We start from the raw sequence: 17585 nt of genomic DNA, 5'->3' as shown, positions 1-17585 counted from the left end.
CCAAGTGGGCGTATGTCAGCAGGCTGCGAGCCCACCGTGTGCTACGTCGCACAGCCCAGGCTGATTCCTCCCTACGCCGACGGGCAGACCATACCTCCGGTTCGGACTTCCCTCAGGTCGGCGACTTGTGGTAACGGTGTGGTCACTTCTCGTGACGTCGACCCGGACCAGCTCGTCGGCGCGGTCCAGAACTTTGGCACTGCTTCCGGCGCTTGACCCGCCTTTGTCCGCTTCGTGCGTTGACTCCCCGGTGACCAGCCGCCTACAGTCCGTTCATTCTGTTGAACCCCGTTCATATCTGTGAATGACGAGGTGTGTCGTGCGGCGCTGGTTGCCCGTGGTGTTGGCCGTGGCTCTGAGTGTGGCGTTCACGCCGGCGGTTTCGAGTGCCGCGAAAGACGCGGGGCGGGTGCAGACGGACCTCGACGCGGGGTGGCGGTTCGTGCGGGCCGACGTGCCCGGGGCGGAGAAGCCCGGGTTCGCCGACGGGTCGTGGGAGCGCACGAGCGTGCCGCACACGTGGAACGCGCTCGACGGACAGGATGGCGGCGGCAACTACTATCGGGGCGCCGGCTGGTACCGCAAGCACGTCACGCCGCCGCGAACCGCGCAGGGCAAGCGGCTGTGGCTGCAGTTCGACGGCGTGAACACCGTCGCCGACGTGTGGGTCAACGGGGTGCACCTCGGGCAGCACCGCGGGGGCTACGCGACGTTCCGCTTCGACGCCACCGACGCCCTGAAACCCGGGCGCGACAACGTGATCGCGGTGCGCGTGGACAACTCGGCGCAGGCCGACGTCGCCCCGCTCAGCGCGGACTACACGTTCTTCGGCGGCATCTACCGCGACGTCTCGCTGGTGGCCGTCGACCCGCTCGCCGTGCGGATGGACGATTTCGGCGGCCCGGGTTTTTACCTCACGCCGAGCGCAGTGACGGCGGAGGCCGCGAGCGTCGACGTGGTCACCAAGGTGCGCAACAGTTCCGGCGCCGGCCGCGAGGCATCCGTGCGCACGACCGTCGCCGACGCCCGGGGTCGCGTCGTCGCGCAGGCCACGTCGGAGCCGCGGCAGCTCATCGGCGACGCCGACATCAAGCAGCCGCTGAGTATCACCAAGCCCCACCTCTGGCAGGGCAAAGCCGACCCGTACCTCTACCACGCGACCGTCGACGTCCTGGACGCGCGCACCGGTCGCGTCACCGACACCGTGAGCCAACCGCTGGGACTCCGGGAATCCACAGTGGATCCCGACGAAGGCTTCTTCCTCAACGGACAGCACATCGCCCTCCACGGCGTCAACGCGCACCAGGACCGCCTCGACGAGGGCTGGGCCGTGGCCGACCGGCAGCGCGACCAGGACTTCGACCTCATGGACGAGATGGGCGTCAACGCGCTGCGGACCGCGCACTACCAGCAGTCGCAGCACGTCTACGACCTCGCTGACCAGCGCGGGTACGTGGTGTGGGCGGAGATCCCGCTGGTCAACGGCATCACCGACAGCGCCGCGTTCCGCGCCAACGCGACGCAGCAGATGTCCGAGCTCATCCGCCAGAACTACAACCACCCGTCCATCGCGTTCTGGGGCATCGGCAACGAGCAGGCCAAGAACGACGACGTCACCAACGGCATCCTCCAAAGCCTCGCCGACCAGGTGAAGGCCGAGGACCCGGCGCGGCTTTCCGTGTACGCCAACCACAAGGGCGGCCAGGACGCCGTCTCCGGCCACGCGGACCTCGCGGCCTACAACAAGTACTACGGCTGGTACGACCTGTCCGCGCCCGGCCCCGGCCCGTGGACCGACCAGCTGCACGCGGCCGATCCCGCGCGCAAGATCGCGATCAGCGAGTACGGCGCCGGCGGCAGCATCTACGACCACGTCGAGAACTCCACGGTGAAGCCGCCGGTGATCCCGTCGCGCGTGCATCCGGAGGAGTACGAGACCTTCGTGCACGAGAACTCGTGGAAGCAGATCGAAACGCGGCCCTACCTGTGGGGCACGTTCGTGTGGAACATGTTCGACTTCGCCTCCGACGGCCGCACCGAAGGCGACACCCTGGGCCGCAACGACAAGGGCCTGGTCACCTACGACCGCCAGGTCCGCAAGGACGCGTTCTACTGGTACAAGGCCAACTGGACCACCACGCCGTTCGTCTACCTGACCAGCCGTCGCTGGACCGACCGCACGACCGCGGCCACCACGGTGAAGGCGTACGGCAACGGAGTGGACACGGTTTCGCTCACCCTGAACGGAAAGCCGGTCGGCACGCCCGCCGCGTCACCCGATCACATCTACACCTGGCCGGTCACCCTCGAGCCCGGCAAGAACGTCGTGAAGGTGACCGGAGTCCGCAATGGACACTCCTATACGGACACCGTCACTTGGACGCTGACGTCGTGACGCCGGAACCGGTCCCGGCCGGCTGCCCCAGGGGCGGGTCATGGCCAGGCGAAGGAACAAACTCAGAGCTGCACTCGCGACTGCGCACCGGCCGCCTGGGTGAGCCGGGGAAGACTTACGTCGTCAGGTTTCCGGCGGAAGCGAGGGTGGACCGGTCCGACGTCGTGGTCGAGGGCCGGAAATCCGTGCGGTAGCGGCTGGGCGCGACGCCGACGTGGCGGGTGAAGTGCTGCCGGAACGACACCGGTGAGCCGAACCCGCAACAGCCCGCGATCTCGGCGACGGGCAGGTCGGAACTTTCCAGCAGCTGCTGCGCCCGGGCGATGCGCTGGTCCAGCAGCCAGCGCACGGGCGTGGTGCCCGTCTCGGCCACGAACCGGCGCGCGAACGTGCGCTCGGACATCGACGCCCAGCCCGCCAGCTCCGCGACCGTCAACGGCCGCCGCAGTTCCCGCAACGCGCGTTCCCGCACGGCGGCCAGCGGTTCCTCGTCGCTAGGCGGCGTGGGAACCGTGATGAACTGCGCCTGCCCGCCCGAGCGGAACGGCGCCGTGACCATGGCCCGCGCGATCCCCGCCGCGACGTCCGCGCCCTGCGTGATCCGCACGAGGTGCAGGCAGAGGTCGATGCCGGCCGCGACGCCCGCCGACGTCCACACGCCGTCGCCGCCCGCGTACAGCACGCCGGGGTCGACCCGCGCGGACGGATGCCGCCGCGCGAGCTCGGTCGTGAAGCGCCAGTGCGTGGCGGCCGGTCGCCCGTCCAGCAACCCGGCCGCACCCAGCACGAACGCGCCCAGGCACAGCCCCGCCACCTGCGCGCCGGCCCGATGCGCGGCGCGCAACGCGGCCAGCAGTTCCGGCGCGGGCTCGGCATCGACGTTCGCCAGGCCCGGCACCACGACGACGTCCGCCGTGCGCAACCAGGCGAACGTCCGTTCGGGCTTCAGCACGGCCCCGCCCGCCAGCTCCACCGGCTCCTTCGTGGCCGCGCACCGGCGCAGCTCCGCACCGGGCCCGCTGCGCGCGCCCCACACCTCGTCGACCACCGCTGTGTCAAACAGCCGGGCCCCGTCGAACAGCACCAGCGCGATCTTCTGCACGGCTCCACAGTAGCTGGCAGGATCTCATCGGTGAACGACTTCACTGCCACTCACCGCTCGCCGGCGCATCGGGGCAGGATGGCGGCATGACCACTTTCTCGCTGCGCCACCTGGGCGGACCGACGTCGTTGATCACCTACGGCGGGGTGCGGTTCCTGACCGACCCGACGTTCGACCAGCCGGGGGAGTACCCGATCGGCAACCGCGTGCTCGTGAAGACGACCGCTCCGGTCGCGAGCCCCGCCGAGGTCGGCGCCGTGAACGCCGTGCTGCTGTCGCACGACCAGCACGCGGACAACCTCGACCGCGGCGGGCGCGAGTACCTCGCGACGGCGCCGCTCACCCTCACGACGACGTCGGGCGCCGAGCGGCTGGGCGGCACGGCGCGGGCGCTGCCGAACTGGACGCACGCGGATGTCGGGGGAGTGCGCGTGACCGGACTGCCCGCTCTGCACGGGCCGGAAGGCGCCGAGGCCAAGGTCGGTGAGGTCACGGGGTTCCTGCTGTCGAAAGACGGCCTGCCGACCGTCTACGTCAGTGGCGACAACGCCTCGCTCGACCGTGTCCGCGAAATCGCCGGCCGTTTCGGGCCTGTGCCCATCGCTGTCCTCTTCGCCGGTGCCGCGCGCACGCCGCTCATCGACGCCTACCTGACCCTGGAGTCCACGGCCGCCGCCGAAGCCGCGGAGATCCTGGGCGCCGAAGACGTGGTGCCGCTGCACTTCGAGGGCTGGGGCCACTTCACGCAGGGACCGGACACGCTGGCGGAAGCCTTTGCCGCCGACGGCAAGATCCGGCTGCACCTGCTCAAGCCAGGCGCCGAAGTCACCCTCGGCTGAACGTCGATCGCGCGAGGGCGACCGCACCCAGCGCGACCGCCTTGGCGCCACCCGGTATCGCGACGGCCGTGGTCGGTGGCTCCGTGACGAACTCGTGGGCACTGCTGGAGAAGCCGATGCAGGAGGCGCTGACCGAGCACCCCCTGCTGTCGGGCTCTCCGGTGGACGTGCGGCCGGCCCGAGCGAGGAAGCCGGACTCCAGGTGGTACGGCTTGCGCCGCGGCGTACAGAGTGGTGAGTGCGGAGTCCGCAATGGCCGGCGTGCGCAGGAGGACGTCGAGGCTCCAGGCGGTGTCTCCGGCGCCACCGGCGGTCGGGTTGTCGCCGGAGTCGCTGACGAAGAACGGCCGCGCGGCCGAGGCGACGGCTTGCTCCAGGCATTCGGTCAGGGTTCGTGCCGGTGATCACGGAGAACGACGTGAACGCGTTCCTGCTGGGCGAACTGTCCACAACGGACCGGCAGGTGATCAGCGTCGTGCTGGGCACGGGTGTCGGCGGCGCCTCGGCCTGCGCCCGCGTGAAGCCGACGTGGTGATCGTGAAAATCGGTTACCTCGAACCGGAGCTGTACGACATGGCCGCCGACTGGCTGCTCGCCCTCACACCCGGGGGCGTCGACCAAGACCTGCTGCGCCTCGGGCACGCCGGGATCGAGCGGCCGATGTTCCCCTTCGACGCGGAGATGGCGGACCCGGCGCTGAAGCCCGAGCTGCTCTGAGCGCCACAGCCGTCAGCGCGCCGAAAGCCAGGTGGTCGAGCCACTGAGCCCCGCGCGGCAACGCCCGGATCGCCGCGTTGTGCCGCCCGACGATCTCGAGGTCCAGCACCGCGATGGCCGCTCCCGCGGCCACCCCGTCGGCGACCGAGAGCGGCCGGCGGCGGTCCACGTAGGCGAGCGCGGCCGTCCAGCCGGCGGACACGAGCCCGTGGACCAGGGCGCCGCGGACCAGCCCGGCCTTGCCGCCGGGTGCCAGCGTGCCCGCCGCGCGCGTCGCCGCCAGCGGATCACCACGCGTGATCACCGCGTGCAGGGTCGACGGCAGCCCGCTTCCGGTCGCTGCCACAGTCCAGGCCTTGACCACGCTCTTCACCAGGCCAGTATGCCTGAGGGCTTGACATGCAGTCATTTGACTGCCTTACTGTGGGTGTGCAATCGGAGCTGGACAAGGGTTTTTTGAACGCGGTGTTCAAGGCGCTGGCCGATCCGACCAGGCGCCACCTGCTCGACCAGCTGCACGAGGACAACGGACAGACGCTCAACGAGCTGTGCGCCCGCCTGGACATGACGCGCCAGACGGTCACGCAGCACCTGTCCGTCCTCGAAGCGGCGAACCTGGTCAGCACGGTGCGCCACGGGCGGGAGAAGCTGCACTACCTCAATCCGGTCCCGTTGCACGAGATGCAGGAACGCTGGGTGGACAAGTTCGAGCGCCCCCGGCTGCGCGCGCTGAGCGCCGTCAAACGCCGAGCAGAGGAAGCCATGACCGACAAGCCGAGTTACGTCTACATCACTTACATCGAGAGCACGCCGGAGAAGGTGTGGGAGGCGCTCACCGACGCCGAGCTCACCGGGCAGTACTGGGGGCACCGCAACGAGTCCGACTGGCAGCCCGGCTCGAGCTGGAAGCATGTGCGCACGGACGGTTCCGGCGTCACCGACGTCTACGGCGACGTCGTGGAGGCCGTGCCGCCGAAGCGGCTCGTGACGCGCTGGTTCGACCCGAACAAGGAGGACACCCAGCAGCCTTCGCGCGTGACGTTCGACATCGAGCAGTACGAGGCGATCGTCCGGCTCACCGTGACCCACGAGGACCTCGCGGACGAGCAGGCGCACCGGGACATCAGCCGCGGCTGGCCGTCGGTGCTCGCGAACCTCAAGTCGCTGCTGGAGACCGGCCACGTGCTGCCGAACGCGCCGTGGGCGATGCCGTAATCGATCGGGCCTTGGCTACTTGTCGACACCCTCGTACGTGCCTCGTGTGAAGCGCTTCGAGAAGACGAAGTACACGATCGCCACCGGCACCGTCATCAGCAGCGCGGCGGCGAGCTTGAGCGGGAACTGGTTGCCCTGCCCGAGTTCGCCGGACACGAGCGAGGCGACGCCGGTGGTGAGCGTGTTCAGCGCCGGGTCCTGCCGTGACACGATGTAGTGCGGCAGCTCGTTCCAGGACCCCTGGAACGCCAGGATCGTCATGGTGATGAGCGCCGGCTTCGACATCGGCAGCACCACGGACCAGAACGTGCGCAGCGGTCCGGCGCCGTCGATGCGAGCCGCCTCTTCCACACTCAGCGGCACGCTCTCGAAGAACTGCTTCATGATGAACACGCCCGACGCGTCGGCCAGCAGCGGGATGATCATCGCCGCGTACGTGTCGTACATGCCGAACTGGTTGAGCACCAGGAACTTCGGGATGAGCAGGACCACACTCGGCACGGCGAGCACGGCCACGATCGCGCCGAACACCGCGCTCCGGCCGCGGAACCGCAGCCGCGCCAGCGCGTAACCGGCCATCGAGTTGAACACCACCCGGCCGACGGTGATCGTGACCGAGATGAAGATCGAGTTCAGCGCCCAGCGCGGGAAGTCCTGCTGGGCGAGCGTGCTGAAGACGGCCACGGACCACTCGTGCGGCCAGGGGGTGAGCGGGTGGGCCGTGGCGTCGGCGTCGGTCTTGAACGCAGTGGCCAGCTGGATCAGGAACGGGTAGATGTAGGCGACGGCGACCAGCAGCAGCACGCCGAGTCCGACCCAGCGCAGATATCCGCGTCGCTTCACCGCCGGCTCCTCCGTTTTCCGTCTTTCTCCTTCAGCAGCCAGCGCTGCACGAGCGTGAGCACCACGATCACCAAGAACAACAGGAACGCGATCGCCGAGCCCTGGCCCCATTCCTTGCCGATGAACGACGTCGAGTACGACAGGTACGCGGGGGTGAGCGTCGTGTTGGCGGGGGCGCCGCGGCTGAGCACGTAGATCTGGTCGAAGACCTGCCACGTGCCGATCAGGCCGAGGGTGAGCACGAGGAACAACGTCGGGCGCAGTTGCGGCAGGGTCACGCGCCAGAAGCGCTGCCACCCGTTGGCACCGTCGATCAACGCGGCCTCGTCGATGCCCGGTGGCAGGTTCTGCAGCGCCGCGTAGAACATCAGCATGAAGCCGCCGGTGGTCGTCCACACCACGAGCACGATGATCGAGCACATCGCCACGCTCGGGCCCGAGAGCCAGTCCCACCAGGTCAGTCCGAGGAAACCGTGCGACGTCAGCGCGGCCGGGTTCTTCGGCACCCCGAGTCCGTTGAGGACGATCTGGAAGACGCCGCGCGGGTCGGCGAACCAGCTGGGACCGTCCACTCCGAACAGTTTCAGCGCGGCGTTCACCGTGCCGGTACTGGAGAAGAGGAACAGGAACACCACCGAGATCGCGACGGAGCTGGTCACGGTGGGGAAGTAGAACGCCGTGCGGAAGAACTGCTTGCCCTTGAGCCGGCGCTGGTTGAGCACCATCGCGAGGAACAGTGCGAGCGCCGTCTGCAGCGGCACCACGAACAGCACGAAGTAGCCGTTGTTGCGGATGCTCGTGGCGAAGTTGCGTTGCGTGAGGCCGGGTTCGGTGAGCAGCGCGGCGTAGTTGTCGCCGCCGACGAAGTGCACGCGCGACGAGAACGGACTGCCGTTGCCGGTCCAGTCGCTCACGCTCACCCACAGCGCCATCCCGATGGGCAGCACGAAGAACAGCGCGAGCACCACCAGTGTCGGCGCGAGGAACAGCCAGCCCACGCGGCCTTCACGCCGGCTCGGGCCCTTCCCCCGCCGCGCCGGGGATGGTGGCGCGGCGGGGGTCCTCGTGGTGGTGAGCAGGGTCGTCATGCCCAGCTCACTGACCGAGCGCGGCGGTGGTGTTGGTCTGCAGCTGCTTCAGGATCTGCTTGGGGTCCGCGCCGGGCAGCTGCTGGATCTGGGCGTCGAAGTCGGTGAGCACCGGGTCCATCTTCGTGAGCGTCACCGGGCCGTGCGCCGAGTCGGCCCCGGCGAGGAACGCCGCCTGCTGCGGGAACTCCTGCTGGTACTGCGGGCGCGCCGACTGCCGCGAGGGCATCACGCCGAACGTCTTCGCGAACGCCAGCTCCTGCTGCGGCTGCATCAGCGCGTCCACGAGCTGCTTGGCCTGGTCCTGGAACTTGCTCTTCGCGGCGATGCCCCAGCACTGCGTGAACGAGAGCGTGCCCGCGCCCGCCGGGCCGGCCGGCAGCGGCACGACGCGGTACTTCACGTTGGGGTAGTCCTTGGTCATCCCGCCGACCATCCAGTTGCCGTCGACGCTCATCGCGGCCTTACCCTGGCCGAACGCCTCACCCGAGTCGCCCGCGCCGATCTGCTTCGGGTACTTGGCGACACCGGAGGCCAGCAGGTCGCGCACGAAGGTGAGCCCCTGCAGGTTCTGCGGGGTGTCGGCCGTGGCCTTCTTCTGGTCCGCGTCGAGCGGCCAGCCGCCGGCCTGGACCAGGAACGCGCCGACGCGGTCGCGGGTGTCGTTGAACACGAGCCCGGTGTGCCCGCCGGTGGTCAGCTTCTGCGCGGCGGCTTTGAGCTGGTCCCAGTTCTTCGGGATGTCGTTGTCCGTCAGTCCAGCCGCCGCCCACTGGTCGGTGTTGATCGCCAGCGCCAGCGTGGAGAAGTCCTTGGGGACGCAGTAGAGCTTGCCGTCCTTGGTGAACGTGGTGCGCAGCGTCGGGTAGAGATCGTCCTTGTAGGACACCGAATCGCCGTAGGGCAGCATCTCGTCGGCGTAGCTCTGGAACTTGGTGGCGTCCACCGCGAACACGTCGGGCGGGCTGCCCGCGGCGAAGCCCTGGCTCAGCTGCTGCGGCAGGTCGTTGGCGGCGATCACCTGCACCTTCGAGCCGCCGGAGCCCGCCGCCCACTTCGCGGTGGCGTCCTGAACTGCCGTGAGCTCGGCGCCGCCGCTGGAGGCGATCATCAGCTTGAGCGACGCCGGGCCGGACTGCTGGGTGGCGGGCGCCGTCGAATCGTCGAAGCCGCCGCCACACGCGGTGAGCGTGAGCAACAGGCCGGCAGCGGCGACAGCCGTGCGCGGGAGGGAACGGGGGTGACGCATCGATCCTCCTTGATCGTGCAGGTGGGGAGAGGTCAGGTCGTGCGGTCAGGTTGTGCGCAGCACGAGCCGGGGGGCGAACAGGGTCGAGGCGGGTTCGGGACCGGCGGCGCCGCGAAGGGTCGCGCGCAGCTGGCGCACGCATTCGGCGGCGACTTCGACGATGGGCTGCGCCACGGAGCTCAAGCCGAGCACGGCGGCGGTCGGGGTGTCGTCGAAACCGATCACGGACGCGTCGGCGCCGGGGCGCAGGCCGCGGTCGCGCAGCTCGCCGACCACACCGAGCGCGAGGGAGTCGCTGGCGCACACGAACGCGGTGGGCGCGGCGGGCTCGTCGAGCAGCCGGGCGGCGGCCGAGCGCCCGCCCTCCACACCGTCGAACACGGGAATCTGCGGCCGGTCCGCCAGTCCGGCGGCGGTGAGCCCGGCCTCCCAGCCGGCGCGCCGGTCGTCACCGGTCTCGGACCCCGCGGGCCAGCCGACGAACGCGATGCGCCGGTGGCCCTGGCGCACGAGGTGCTCGGTGGCCAGGCGGGTGCCGCGGGCGCCGTCGACGTCGACCCAGCCGTGCGCCCGCTCGTCGCCCCACGGCCGCCCGAAGGTGACGAACGGGAGCTCGCGCTCCTTGAGCCAGTGCGTGCGCAGGTCGTCGTGGTGGGTGTGGGTGAGCACGAATCCGTCGACGCCGACCGACGCGATGAGATCGGCGTACGCGCGCGTCTCGGCTTCGTCGTCGGCGGCGGTGAAGAGCATGATCCGGTGGTCGTACTCCTCGGCCGTGGCCGTGAGCGAGTGCAGGAACTGGTCGAGGACCACGCCGCTCACGCCGTTGCCCACCGGGGCGATGCGCATGCCGATGATCTGCGAGCGCGCGGTGCGCAGCTGGCGGGCCGCGGTGGACGGGCGGTAGCCGAGGCGGTCGATGGCCTCGAGCACACGTTCGCGGGTCTCCGGGCTCACGAGCTCGGGCGAGTTGATCACGTTCGACACGGTCTGGCGGGAGACGGAGGCGGCTTCCGCGACCGAGTTCAGCGTGGCCCGCTGCGCCATCCCGCCTCCTGGTGACCTGGTCCCGCACCTCGATCGAGGTGCAGATTTGAACGTTCAATCTGGCGGCTACTCTGAACGTTGGCCGCTGACCTGTCAAGACTTCAAACCAACTTGACACGAAGCCGGTTTGATCGATCCAATCGGGGGACACCCGACCCCACCGGAGGACGTTTCCATGCAGCCGCTGCTCCACGACCTCGCGATCGCCCTGCGCGCGCCGACCGTCGTCCTCTCCGGTCGCGACGGGCAGATCCGCGGCAACGGCACGCAGGGTCTGCTGCACGGTGACCTGCGGTTGGTGAGCGAAGCGGTGGTGACGGTCGACGGGCACGAGCCCGAACCGATCGGCTTCGAGGAGCCAGCGGCGGACCGTGGCACCTTCACCGGACTGGTGCGCCACCTCGGCAACCCCGGTCCGGACCCGACGGTGTGGCTGCGCCGCCACCGCCGCGTCACGGCGAGCGGGGTGACGGAGAAGCTGGAGCTGGTGTCCTCGGCGTCCGAGGCCGTGGAGTGCGTGGTCGAGCTCGTGCTGGCGGCTGACTTCGCGTCGATCGAGGTGATCAAGTCCGGCGGCTCGGCGGTCCCGCTGGAGCCGGTGCGCGTCGACGGTGGCGTGCGGTGGGAGCAGGGCCTGGTCAAGGCCGTGGTCGCCACCGACGGCGGGACCACTGTGGACGGTGCTCGCGTGCTGGTGAAGTGGCGTGTGCGCGTCGAGGACCGCGTGGAGCTGCACTGGACGCTGACCGCCACGGACCCGGAAGCGCCCTTCGTGCCGGGCTCGGCCGCGCGGCTGCCGAGGCCCGTGGTGGAGGCCGACGACCGGCGGTTCACCGCGTTGCTCAACCGTTCGCTCGACGACCTCGACGCGTTGCTGCTGGCCGAACGCGAGCACCCGGGTGACGTGTTCGCCGGTGCGGGTGCGCCGTGGTTCTTCACGCTCTTCGGCCGCGACAGCCTGTGGGCCGCGCGCCTGGCGTTGCCGCTGTCGCTTTCGCTGGCGGGCGGCACGCTGCGCACGCTCGCCCGGGCCCAGGGCGAGCGCCACGACCCGGCGACCGGCGAGGCGCCCGGCAAGATCCTGCACGAACGCCGTCGGGCCGGCTTCGAGGTCCACGGCATGTCGCTGCCCGCGCGCTACTACGGCACCGTCGACGCGACCGCCCTGTGGGTCGGCCTGCTGTACGACGCCTGGCGCTGGGGCCTGCCCGAGGCCGAGGTCCGCGCGCTGCTGCCGAACCTGCGCGCCGCGTTGTTCTGGATCACCGGCCTGTCCGACACCGACGGCGACGGCTTCGCTGAGTACCTCGACGAAAGCGGCCGCGGCCTGGCCAACCAGGGCTGGAAGGACTCGGGCGACGCCGTGCGCTTCGCCGACGGCACGATCGCCAAACCGCCCGTCGCGCTGTCCGAGGTGCAGGGCTACCAGTACGAGGCTGCCGTCCACGCCGCCGAGCTGCTCGCCGCGCTCGGCGAACCGGCCGACGGGCTGCTTTTGTGGGCCGAGGCCTTGCGCTCGCGCTTCCGCTCGCACTTCTGGGTGTCCACTTCGGACGGCCACTTTCCGGCCCTGGCCCTGGACGGCGCGAAGCAACCGGTGGATTCGCTAACGAGCAACATCGGCCACCTCCTGGGCACGGGCATCCTGGACCCGGCCGAGAGCGCTTCGGTCGGCGAGTTGCTGCTCCACCCGTCGATGGCCGCCGGCTTCGGCCTGCGCACCATGTCCTCGACCGCGGGCGGCTTCTCGCCGCTGAGCTACCACTGCGGCTCCGTCTGGCCCCACGACACGGCCGTCGTCGTCCGCGGCCTGCACGCGGCGGGCCAGTCATCGCGCGCCGCTTCGCTCGGGCTGCAGCTCGTGCACGCGGCCGGCGGCTTCGACAACCGCCTGCCGGAGCTGTTCTCGGGCTACGGCTCGGACGACGTGTCGTCCCCGCTGCCGTACCCCGCGTCGTGCCGCCCCCAGGCCTGGGCGGCGGCGTCCGCGGTGACGTTGCTGGTCACGTTCCTGGGCCTGCGCGTCGACGTCCCCGCCGGCGTGGTCACCCTCGACCCGCCGCGGCCGAGCCCGGTGGGCGCCCTGCGCGTGACGGACCTACCACTGGCCGGGGGCACGCTGGACGTCACCGTGGCCGCCGACGGAACGGTGACGGACCTGCGACTGCCGCCGGGCCTGCGGCTGGGCTGATCCCTACCTCGTCATCAACTGCGCCCACAACTCGTCTTCCGCGTTGCTCGACACTTCGGAAATACGCTGTTGCACGCGCGATTCCCGCTCCGCGACGCACGCTTCGAGTGCTGCAACTGAGTCTTCGTGCGAAAGTGCTCGCGCATCGAGGTTCTCGGCGGCGCTTCGATAGAGGCCGCGCTTGTCGACGAGGAAGACCGAGGTGTCATAGGCGTCGCACCGCACGATGGGATCGCCTTCCGGCATCGTGAACAAGGTGAACGCGCCCGCCAGCCCGGGGTGGAAACCAACGTCGCTCGGCACGAGCCGAATGGTCACGGCGGCGTTGATGGCCGCGGTGTCACCGAGGAACCGGAGCTGGCGCACCATCGTGTCGTCGTTGTCGACGGTCTCTTGCAACGCGGCCGCCCCGACGAACACGTCGACAGGCACGCGGGTTCCTGCCGGAGAAGACGCCCGTCGTTCGAGGAATTCGGTGAGGTAGGACTCACGGGCGGCGACGGTCGGCAGCGCGGCCTTCACCGTTGCGCGGAGGTAATCGGGGATCTGCAACAGAGACGGGATGAGCAGGGGGCTCCAGATCGTCATCGCGGTTGCGACGGCCTCGTGCGCGGTCTCGGCCAGGTGGTGGCCCAGGGCGGCCTTCGACCCGAAGGTGATCGAGTTCGGGTCGGAGAGTCCGCGTGCGAGGTTGAGGATGTGCCGTGCCTGGTCGCGTCGCACGCCGAGGGCGCCGAGCACCCGTGACACCTCTTCCGAATCGGGAGTTCGGGTGCCGTGCTCCCAGTGCGCGAGGATCGAAGGATTCACGTCCAGGCGGCGCGCGAGTTCACGCAGGCCGAATCGGGCAGCCTGGCGAGCTTCGCGCAGGCTGGCGCCGAGGATCCTGACCCGTGGGCTGAGAGTTTGCGTGTCCCGCACGACGAACCTTCTTTCTACACACGGCGCGGCCGCACATTCCAGCCGGTCAACCTGTGGGCGGCGTAGTCTTTCGCCGCGAAACTGAGCTCGGTGGAGCCGGTGAAGGGACTTGTGACACCGCGGTAGGTCCACAAACCAGCGACGTAGCACGCGAACGCCGTCAAGGCTTCTTTCGTCGCGGTCTTCCAGCTCGGCACGGCGGTCGCCCATTGTTCTGCGTCAGCTGGTCGGTGGCCTGCGGCGATGAGACGGATGACCAGGAAGGCGACATCCACCCAGGCCGCTCCGGAAGCGGGCCGACCCCAGTCGATCACTCGGACCCGGCCGGTCTTGTCGTCGATCATGAACTGGTGCTCGTGGAGATCCGTGTGCAGCAACGCGCTTCCGCTGACGAACCGGGCCGCTCGCCGGCTCCACTCCGTCACCTCGTCGAGATCCCAGCCGACGACGTCCTGCCGAGCGACCTCAGCCAGTTTGGTCCACCAGTCCGCCGCCGCCCAGCGCGCGCTGAGCGGTTGAGCGGCGCCGCCGTCGAACTCGCTGATCCTGGTCACACTCTTCGCGATCAGCGGCAGATCGGCAGAGCCGGGAGCCAGAACGGCCGGGCGGCCGGAAAGGTACTCGAAGCCCACGACGAGCCAGTCCGGATCGACGTCCTCACAGAACCGGGTCGCCGGGGCGAGCCCGGTGGCCAGCTCGCCGGCCGTGGCCTCGTTGCGTAGCCACCGCATCCTGGGACTGACACCCCGCACGCCCTTGAGGAAAGCGGTCCCGCGGTCGTCCTTGACGACGAGCGCCAGATTGCAGTTCTGCCCCTGCTCGACTTCGCGAAGAACCGTTGGCTGCCCGAGGTGCTGCCGGATCGCACCTCGAACAGCATCCGGCAGGTCGTCCCAGCCGTACCGTTCGATCATGCGGTGATTGTGTCCGTTCGCACCGGGTGGTGGTGACATCCGGTGTTGCCCCCGGAGTGAGTGCAACCCTGCTGGCACTGGGAGCACTTCGCCGAGACATCCCACAGCGCCAGGTCGACCGCGAATCCGGCGTCACGCATTGCCCTGATCGAGCGGTCGACGTTCTTCTGCGGAGACGAATCGTTCGATGTCACGCCGAGCGGGGGCGGGTCGTGGTGCAGGAAGTGCCCGGCGATCCCGTCGCAGAAATCCGCGTATTCCTTCGTGTAGAGGATGAACGCGTGCCATCCGATGTCGACGGTGCTGCTCGGCGAGAGCGGCTCCTCCGACCGGGCGCAGGCCGCGAGGAACGCCAAGGCCTGGTCGACGATGCGAGCCGCGAACTCGGCGGACATCCCCTGTTCCTTGACGATCCGTCGCGTGAGCTGTTCGAACAGCTCCCCGGACACCAAGCCCTGGCCCGTGTAGTCGTCCACGGAGATGGTCATGCGTTGTCCCTTCCCACGCTGCTCGTCGAGTGGTCGGGCAGGCGAGGCCCAGCTGATGAACAGAGCTGGACCCCGCCTGCCGTCGGCTGGCCGGTGACGATGAAGAGCTGCCCTTCACTGCCGGGATCGGAGACACCTCTTCACGGGCGGTGACCGGACCAACACGTGCACATTAAACACGTGCATGTTCACACGTGCAAGCTTTGTGCGTGACCGGTCGCCACCGGGCGATATGCTGCGCGGATGGCTCAAACTCGCACCCGCGCGAGGCGCCTTCTTGGCGCCTACCTGGCGTTTCTGCGCAAGGACGTGGGCAAGCGCACGGTTGTGGAGGTCGCTGAGTATCTCGGCATGTCAGCACCGTCTGTGACCAGGTACGAGAACGGCGATGTCCTCATGAAGGTCTCCGTCGTACGCGACCTGTGCCGGTACTACGGGGCTGGCGACGACCAGAGCGCCGAAGCAGAGCGGCTGTTCAGGATCGCCGACGAAGAGCCGCCGCCGGCTCGGCTGCCTGCGGACGCGCCGAACGAGTTCCGCCGCTACCTGGCCGCCGAACGCGATGGCGTCGAGTTGTGGGCGTGTGAGCGAAGCCTCTGGCCAGGCCTGCTTCAGACTCGAGAATACAGCGCTGCGATGTTCGATGCCGCCCCGCATTTCAATGACACAAAGGCGAGAGTCGAGAACGTGATCAAGGGTCGTTTGGAGCGGCAGGAACGCTTGTCTCCCGACGACCCGAGGCCGCTCAAAGCTGAATTCCTGATTGATGAGGCCGTCGTCAACGGTTACATCGGTGGGCCTCAGGTGATGGCGGCACAGCTTCGTCATGTGCTCGCGGTGATGAAGTATCCGAATGTCACGGTCAGGGTCATCGAGCACCAGCAGGGCGCATACGGGCTGCTCACCGGCGGCTACAACATCATCTATTACGCGGAACATGACGCTCCTCCCGGCCTGTATCTCGAATTCCCGGGTGGTGGACGATGGTACGAGAACCCCAAGGACACCGGGCGCTTCACTGCCAGTCACGAGGACGCCCGGAAACTCGCGTTGTCGACCGATGGCACGAGGGACCTTCTCCATCGACGAATAAGGGCGTTAGAGGGCAATGGACGAGCGAAAGTGGAAAAAGAGTAGGTATTCCGGCGGGGAGACAAACAACTGTGTCGAGGTCGCCGAAGAAGCCGGTCGGCGGCTCATCCGGGACAGCAAGGATCCCGACAGCGGTTTCTTCGAAGTCCCGTCCCGCAGCTTCGCTGCGTTTCTCGTCCGGCTGAAGGCCGACCCCTCGGCCGGCTAGAGCCAGGTGGGATGGGCCGCTGGCGTCAAGACGGCGCCAGCGGCTCGGCCCTACCGGTTGAGCACCATCCGCTCGACCACCGTCCACGTCGTGGTCGTCAGCAGGTACAGCGAAGCGGCCAAGGGAACAAAAGCGGTGACCGCGACTGTTCCATAAGGCAGGAGGCGCAGGAACCGAGCGCCGGGAGTGGTGAGGTCGCGCTGGCGGTCCTGCCACCGGATCGAGAACCACGCCACCACGGCGAGCAGGCCGGCCACCACGAACACGACCGGTGCCGCCGCCAGCCCATGGGCTCCGAGGGTGATGCCGAACAACGTGCTGCCGAGCAGGGCGTTGGGTGCGCCGGAGATCACGGCCGTGCTGAAGAGGTGGTACATCACCCAGAAGAACGGCAGCTGCGCCAGCATCGGCAGGCACCCGACGAACATCGACGTGCCCGACTCCTGCTGGAGTTTCGCCATCTCCGCCGCGAGCTTTTCGCGGTTCTTGCCGTGCTTCTCCTGCAGTTTGCGGATTTCCGGGGCCAACGCGGTGCGGGCCTGCTGACCGCGCGCCGCGGCCCGGGCGAACGGTACGAGCAGCAGCCGCACGGCGACGGTGAACAGCACGATCGCGGCGGCGGCCGCGAACGAGCCGGTGAGTGGTTCGGTCGCCGAGGCGAGCGAGTGGACGAGGTGGTACGCGCCGGCGACGGGCACGTCGAAGATTTCGGGCATGACAGCACTCCAGGGGAAAGTCGTTTCAGGGCACGCGGAACCGGCTGCGGACCGTCCTGATCGGACTGACCTGGAAAGGGGTTACGCAGCCGGGGAGTACCACCCGGGTGCGCGGGGCCGGCTTCGGCCGGGGGTGCCGGGATCGCGCAGCCGCAGGAAAGCCGCGCGACGTGCGCGCTGGTTCAGCGCGGTGCGGCGGGCGCGGACCGGGATGGTCCACGCGGCCAGCTCGCCGCGGTTGGCGTTGCTGACGACCAGGACCACGAGCAGGCTCGCGGCCACCACGGAGGCGAACGCGAGGATCGCGGCCGGGCCGGCTTGGTCGAAGACGTGCACGGCGGGGAACGCCAGCAGCAGTGGTGAAGCAAGATGCAGCAGCGTGTGCATGGTGACGTCCCCCTTTCTCCGTCGCCGCGATTATAGCGTGTTGTGGTCCTCGGCGCCCTTGCGCTATGCTCACCTCGATCCCCATGGATGCCGGCACGGCCGCCCGGGGGAGTTCTCAACTTTCACGAAAGCTGCGTCGCCTCGATGCGGCGTTCGTTCGTTTCGCGATCTCA

The 17585-nt window shown here is 69.1% G+C and carries 18 protein-coding genes and 1 pseudogene; 8 read left to right on the top strand and 11 right to left on the bottom strand.

The genetic code is table 11. The annotated features are described in order from the left end of the window. The first annotated feature begins 349 nt into the window (after nucleotides 1–349). Complete coding sequence (locus ABZU76_RS35485; protein ID WP_354877638.1) at nucleotides 350–2395, top strand: glycoside hydrolase family 2 TIM barrel-domain containing protein; 2046 nt, start codon at nucleotides 350–352, stop codon at nucleotides 2393–2395. 115 nt (nucleotides 2396–2510) lie between these two features. On the opposite strand, the gene ABZU76_RS35480 is transcribed toward ABZU76_RS35485, so the two are convergent. After that, nucleotides 2511–3497 carry a helix-turn-helix domain-containing protein gene (locus ABZU76_RS35480; protein WP_354877635.1) on the bottom strand — a complete coding sequence of 329 codons (987 nt, stop codon included), beginning with the start codon at nucleotides 3495–3497 and terminating at the stop codon, nucleotides 2511–2513. An 86-nt stretch (nucleotides 3498–3583) separates the two neighbouring features. Between ABZU76_RS35480 and ABZU76_RS35475 the strand changes: the two genes are divergently transcribed. Continuing rightward, complete coding sequence (locus ABZU76_RS35475) at nucleotides 3584–4336, top strand: MBL fold metallo-hydrolase (protein WP_354877632.1); 753 nt, start codon at nucleotides 3584–3586, stop codon at nucleotides 4334–4336. 233 nt (nucleotides 4337–4569) lie between these two features. Here the strand turns inward: ABZU76_RS35475 and ABZU76_RS35470 are convergent. Further along, a pseudogene (locus ABZU76_RS35470) lies at nucleotides 4570–4713 on the bottom strand (MlrC C-terminal domain-containing protein); the annotation flags it as partial. A gap of 23 nt (nucleotides 4714–4736) precedes the next feature. On the opposite strand from ABZU76_RS35470, the gene ABZU76_RS35465 reads away from it, so the two are divergent. The 3 genes from ABZU76_RS35465 to ABZU76_RS35455 all read left to right on the top strand — a co-directional run bounded on the left by ABZU76_RS35465 (nucleotide 4737) and on the right by ABZU76_RS35455 (nucleotide 6268). Beyond that, nucleotides 4737–4871, top strand: coding sequence for a hypothetical protein (locus ABZU76_RS35465; RefSeq protein ID WP_354877629.1), 135 nt, complete (start codon nucleotides 4737–4739; stop codon nucleotides 4869–4871). Beyond that, entirely contained in the window at nucleotides 4865–5053 is a 189-nt protein-coding gene (locus ABZU76_RS35460) for an MlrC C-terminal domain-containing protein (RefSeq protein ID WP_354877626.1), read from the top strand. Before ABZU76_RS35465 ends, ABZU76_RS35460 begins: the two co-directional genes overlap by 7 nt. Before the next feature lie 429 nt (nucleotides 5054–5482). Continuing rightward, nucleotides 5483–6268 carry a metalloregulator ArsR/SmtB family transcription factor gene (locus ABZU76_RS35455; protein WP_354877876.1) on the top strand — a complete coding sequence of 262 codons (786 nt, stop codon included), beginning with the start codon at nucleotides 5483–5485 and terminating at the stop codon, nucleotides 6266–6268. 15 nt (nucleotides 6269–6283) lie between these two features. Here ABZU76_RS35455 and ABZU76_RS35450 read toward each other — a convergent pair whose 3' ends face one another. The 4 genes from ABZU76_RS35450 to ABZU76_RS35435 are packed head-to-tail and all read right to left on the bottom strand — an operon-like array spanning nucleotide 6284 to nucleotide 10495. Continuing rightward, nucleotides 6284–7111 (bottom strand): carbohydrate ABC transporter permease, encoded by an 828-nt coding sequence (locus ABZU76_RS35450; protein WP_255638388.1) that lies wholly within the window; start codon nucleotides 7109–7111, stop codon nucleotides 6284–6286. Next, nucleotides 7108–8199, bottom strand: a complete 1092-nt coding sequence (locus ABZU76_RS35445; RefSeq protein ID WP_354877622.1) for a sugar ABC transporter permease — start codon at nucleotides 8197–8199, stop codon at nucleotides 7108–7110. Before ABZU76_RS35445 ends, ABZU76_RS35450 begins: the two co-directional genes overlap by 4 nt. Nucleotides 8200–8206: 7 nt before the next feature. Then, nucleotides 8207–9448, bottom strand: a complete 1242-nt coding sequence (locus ABZU76_RS35440) for an extracellular solute-binding protein (protein WP_354877619.1) — start codon at nucleotides 9446–9448, stop codon at nucleotides 8207–8209. A gap of 45 nt (nucleotides 9449–9493) precedes the next feature. After that, on the bottom strand, nucleotides 9494–10495 hold the full coding sequence (locus ABZU76_RS35435) for a LacI family DNA-binding transcriptional regulator (RefSeq protein WP_354877616.1): 1002 nt from the start codon (nucleotides 10493–10495) through the stop codon (nucleotides 9494–9496). Nucleotides 10496–10670: 175 nt separating this feature from the next. Between ABZU76_RS35435 and ABZU76_RS35430 the strand changes: the two genes are divergently transcribed. Next, nucleotides 10671–12686: a glycogen debranching N-terminal domain-containing protein gene (locus tag ABZU76_RS35430; RefSeq protein WP_354877613.1), complete on the top strand. Its 2016-nt coding sequence runs from the start codon at nucleotides 10671–10673 to the stop codon at nucleotides 12684–12686. A 3-nt stretch (nucleotides 12687–12689) separates the two neighbouring features. On the opposite strand, the gene ABZU76_RS35425 is transcribed toward ABZU76_RS35430, so the two are convergent. The 3 genes from ABZU76_RS35425 to ABZU76_RS35415 are packed head-to-tail and all read right to left on the bottom strand — an operon-like array spanning nucleotide 12690 to nucleotide 15009. Further along, nucleotides 12690–13607, bottom strand: coding sequence for a Scr1 family TA system antitoxin-like transcriptional regulator (locus ABZU76_RS35425; RefSeq protein WP_354877610.1), 918 nt, complete (start codon nucleotides 13605–13607; stop codon nucleotides 12690–12692). Between the two features lie 14 nt (nucleotides 13608–13621). Further along, on the bottom strand, nucleotides 13622–14521 hold the full coding sequence (locus ABZU76_RS35420; RefSeq protein ID WP_354877607.1) for a hypothetical protein: 900 nt from the start codon (nucleotides 14519–14521) through the stop codon (nucleotides 13622–13624). Further along, nucleotides 14518–15009 carry a hypothetical protein gene (locus tag ABZU76_RS35415; protein WP_354877604.1) on the bottom strand — a complete coding sequence of 164 codons (492 nt, stop codon included), beginning with the start codon at nucleotides 15007–15009 and terminating at the stop codon, nucleotides 14518–14520. Before ABZU76_RS35415 ends, ABZU76_RS35420 begins: the two co-directional genes overlap by 4 nt. 243 nt (nucleotides 15010–15252) lie before the next feature. Here ABZU76_RS35415 and ABZU76_RS35410 point away from each other — a divergent pair, with 243 nt between their 5' ends. Beyond that, nucleotides 15253–16146: a helix-turn-helix transcriptional regulator gene (locus tag ABZU76_RS35410; protein WP_354877602.1), complete on the top strand. Its 894-nt coding sequence runs from the start codon at nucleotides 15253–15255 to the stop codon at nucleotides 16144–16146. Next, nucleotides 16118–16309: a DUF397 domain-containing protein gene (locus ABZU76_RS35405; protein ID WP_354877599.1), complete on the top strand. Its 192-nt coding sequence runs from the start codon at nucleotides 16118–16120 to the stop codon at nucleotides 16307–16309. Before ABZU76_RS35410 ends, ABZU76_RS35405 begins: the two co-directional genes overlap by 29 nt. Before the next feature lie 50 nt (nucleotides 16310–16359). Here the strand turns inward: ABZU76_RS35405 and yidC are convergent, their stop codons facing one another. Together yidC and ABZU76_RS35395 are read right to left on the bottom strand one after the other, a co-directional pair. Further along, nucleotides 16360–17025, bottom strand: coding sequence for a membrane protein insertase YidC (gene yidC / locus ABZU76_RS35400; RefSeq protein WP_354877596.1), 666 nt, complete (start codon nucleotides 17023–17025; stop codon nucleotides 16360–16362). A gap of 81 nt (nucleotides 17026–17106) precedes the next feature. Beyond that, on the bottom strand, nucleotides 17107–17412 hold the full coding sequence (locus ABZU76_RS35395; protein ID WP_354877593.1) for a DUF6412 domain-containing protein: 306 nt from the start codon (nucleotides 17410–17412) through the stop codon (nucleotides 17107–17109). Between the last annotated feature and the right edge of the window lie 173 nt (nucleotides 17413–17585).

It is taken from the genome of Amycolatopsis sp. NPDC005232, from assembly GCF_040607795.1.
GTDB lineage: Bacteria > Actinomycetota > Actinomycetes > Mycobacteriales > Pseudonocardiaceae > Amycolatopsis.
Note: the sequence above shows the minus strand (reverse complement) of the source record. Positions and strands in the feature narration are given on the sequence as shown.

Coding starts and splice junctions, on each gene's coding strand:
- ABZU76_RS35420 (WP_354877607.1), bottom strand. CDS start 14,521: ATGATCGAACGGTACGGCTGGGACGACCTGCCGGATGCTGTTCGAGGT.
- ABZU76_RS35410 (WP_354877602.1), top strand. CDS start 15,253: ATGGCTCAAACTCGCACCCGCGCGAGGCGCCTTCTTGGCGCCTACCTG.
- ABZU76_RS35445 (WP_354877622.1), bottom strand. CDS start 8,199: ATGACGACCCTGCTCACCACCACGAGGACCCCCGCCGCGCCACCATCC.
- ABZU76_RS35440 (WP_354877619.1), bottom strand. CDS start 9,448: ATGCGTCACCCCCGTTCCCTCCCGCGCACGGCTGTCGCCGCTGCCGGC.
- ABZU76_RS35475 (WP_354877632.1), top strand. CDS start 3,584: ATGACCACTTTCTCGCTGCGCCACCTGGGCGGACCGACGTCGTTGATC.
- ABZU76_RS35395 (WP_354877593.1), bottom strand. CDS start 17,412: ATGCACACGCTGCTGCATCTTGCTTCACCACTGCTGCTGGCGTTCCCC.
- ABZU76_RS35430 (WP_354877613.1), top strand. CDS start 10,671: ATGCAGCCGCTGCTCCACGACCTCGCGATCGCCCTGCGCGCGCCGACC.
- ABZU76_RS35405 (WP_354877599.1), top strand. CDS start 16,118: ATGGACGAGCGAAAGTGGAAAAAGAGTAGGTATTCCGGCGGGGAGACA.
- ABZU76_RS35415 (WP_354877604.1), bottom strand. CDS start 15,009: ATGACCATCTCCGTGGACGACTACACGGGCCAGGGCTTGGTGTCCGGG.
- ABZU76_RS35435 (WP_354877616.1), bottom strand. CDS start 10,495: ATGGCGCAGCGGGCCACGCTGAACTCGGTCGCGGAAGCCGCCTCCGTC.
- yidC (WP_354877596.1), bottom strand. CDS start 17,025: ATGCCCGAAATCTTCGACGTGCCCGTCGCCGGCGCGTACCACCTCGTC.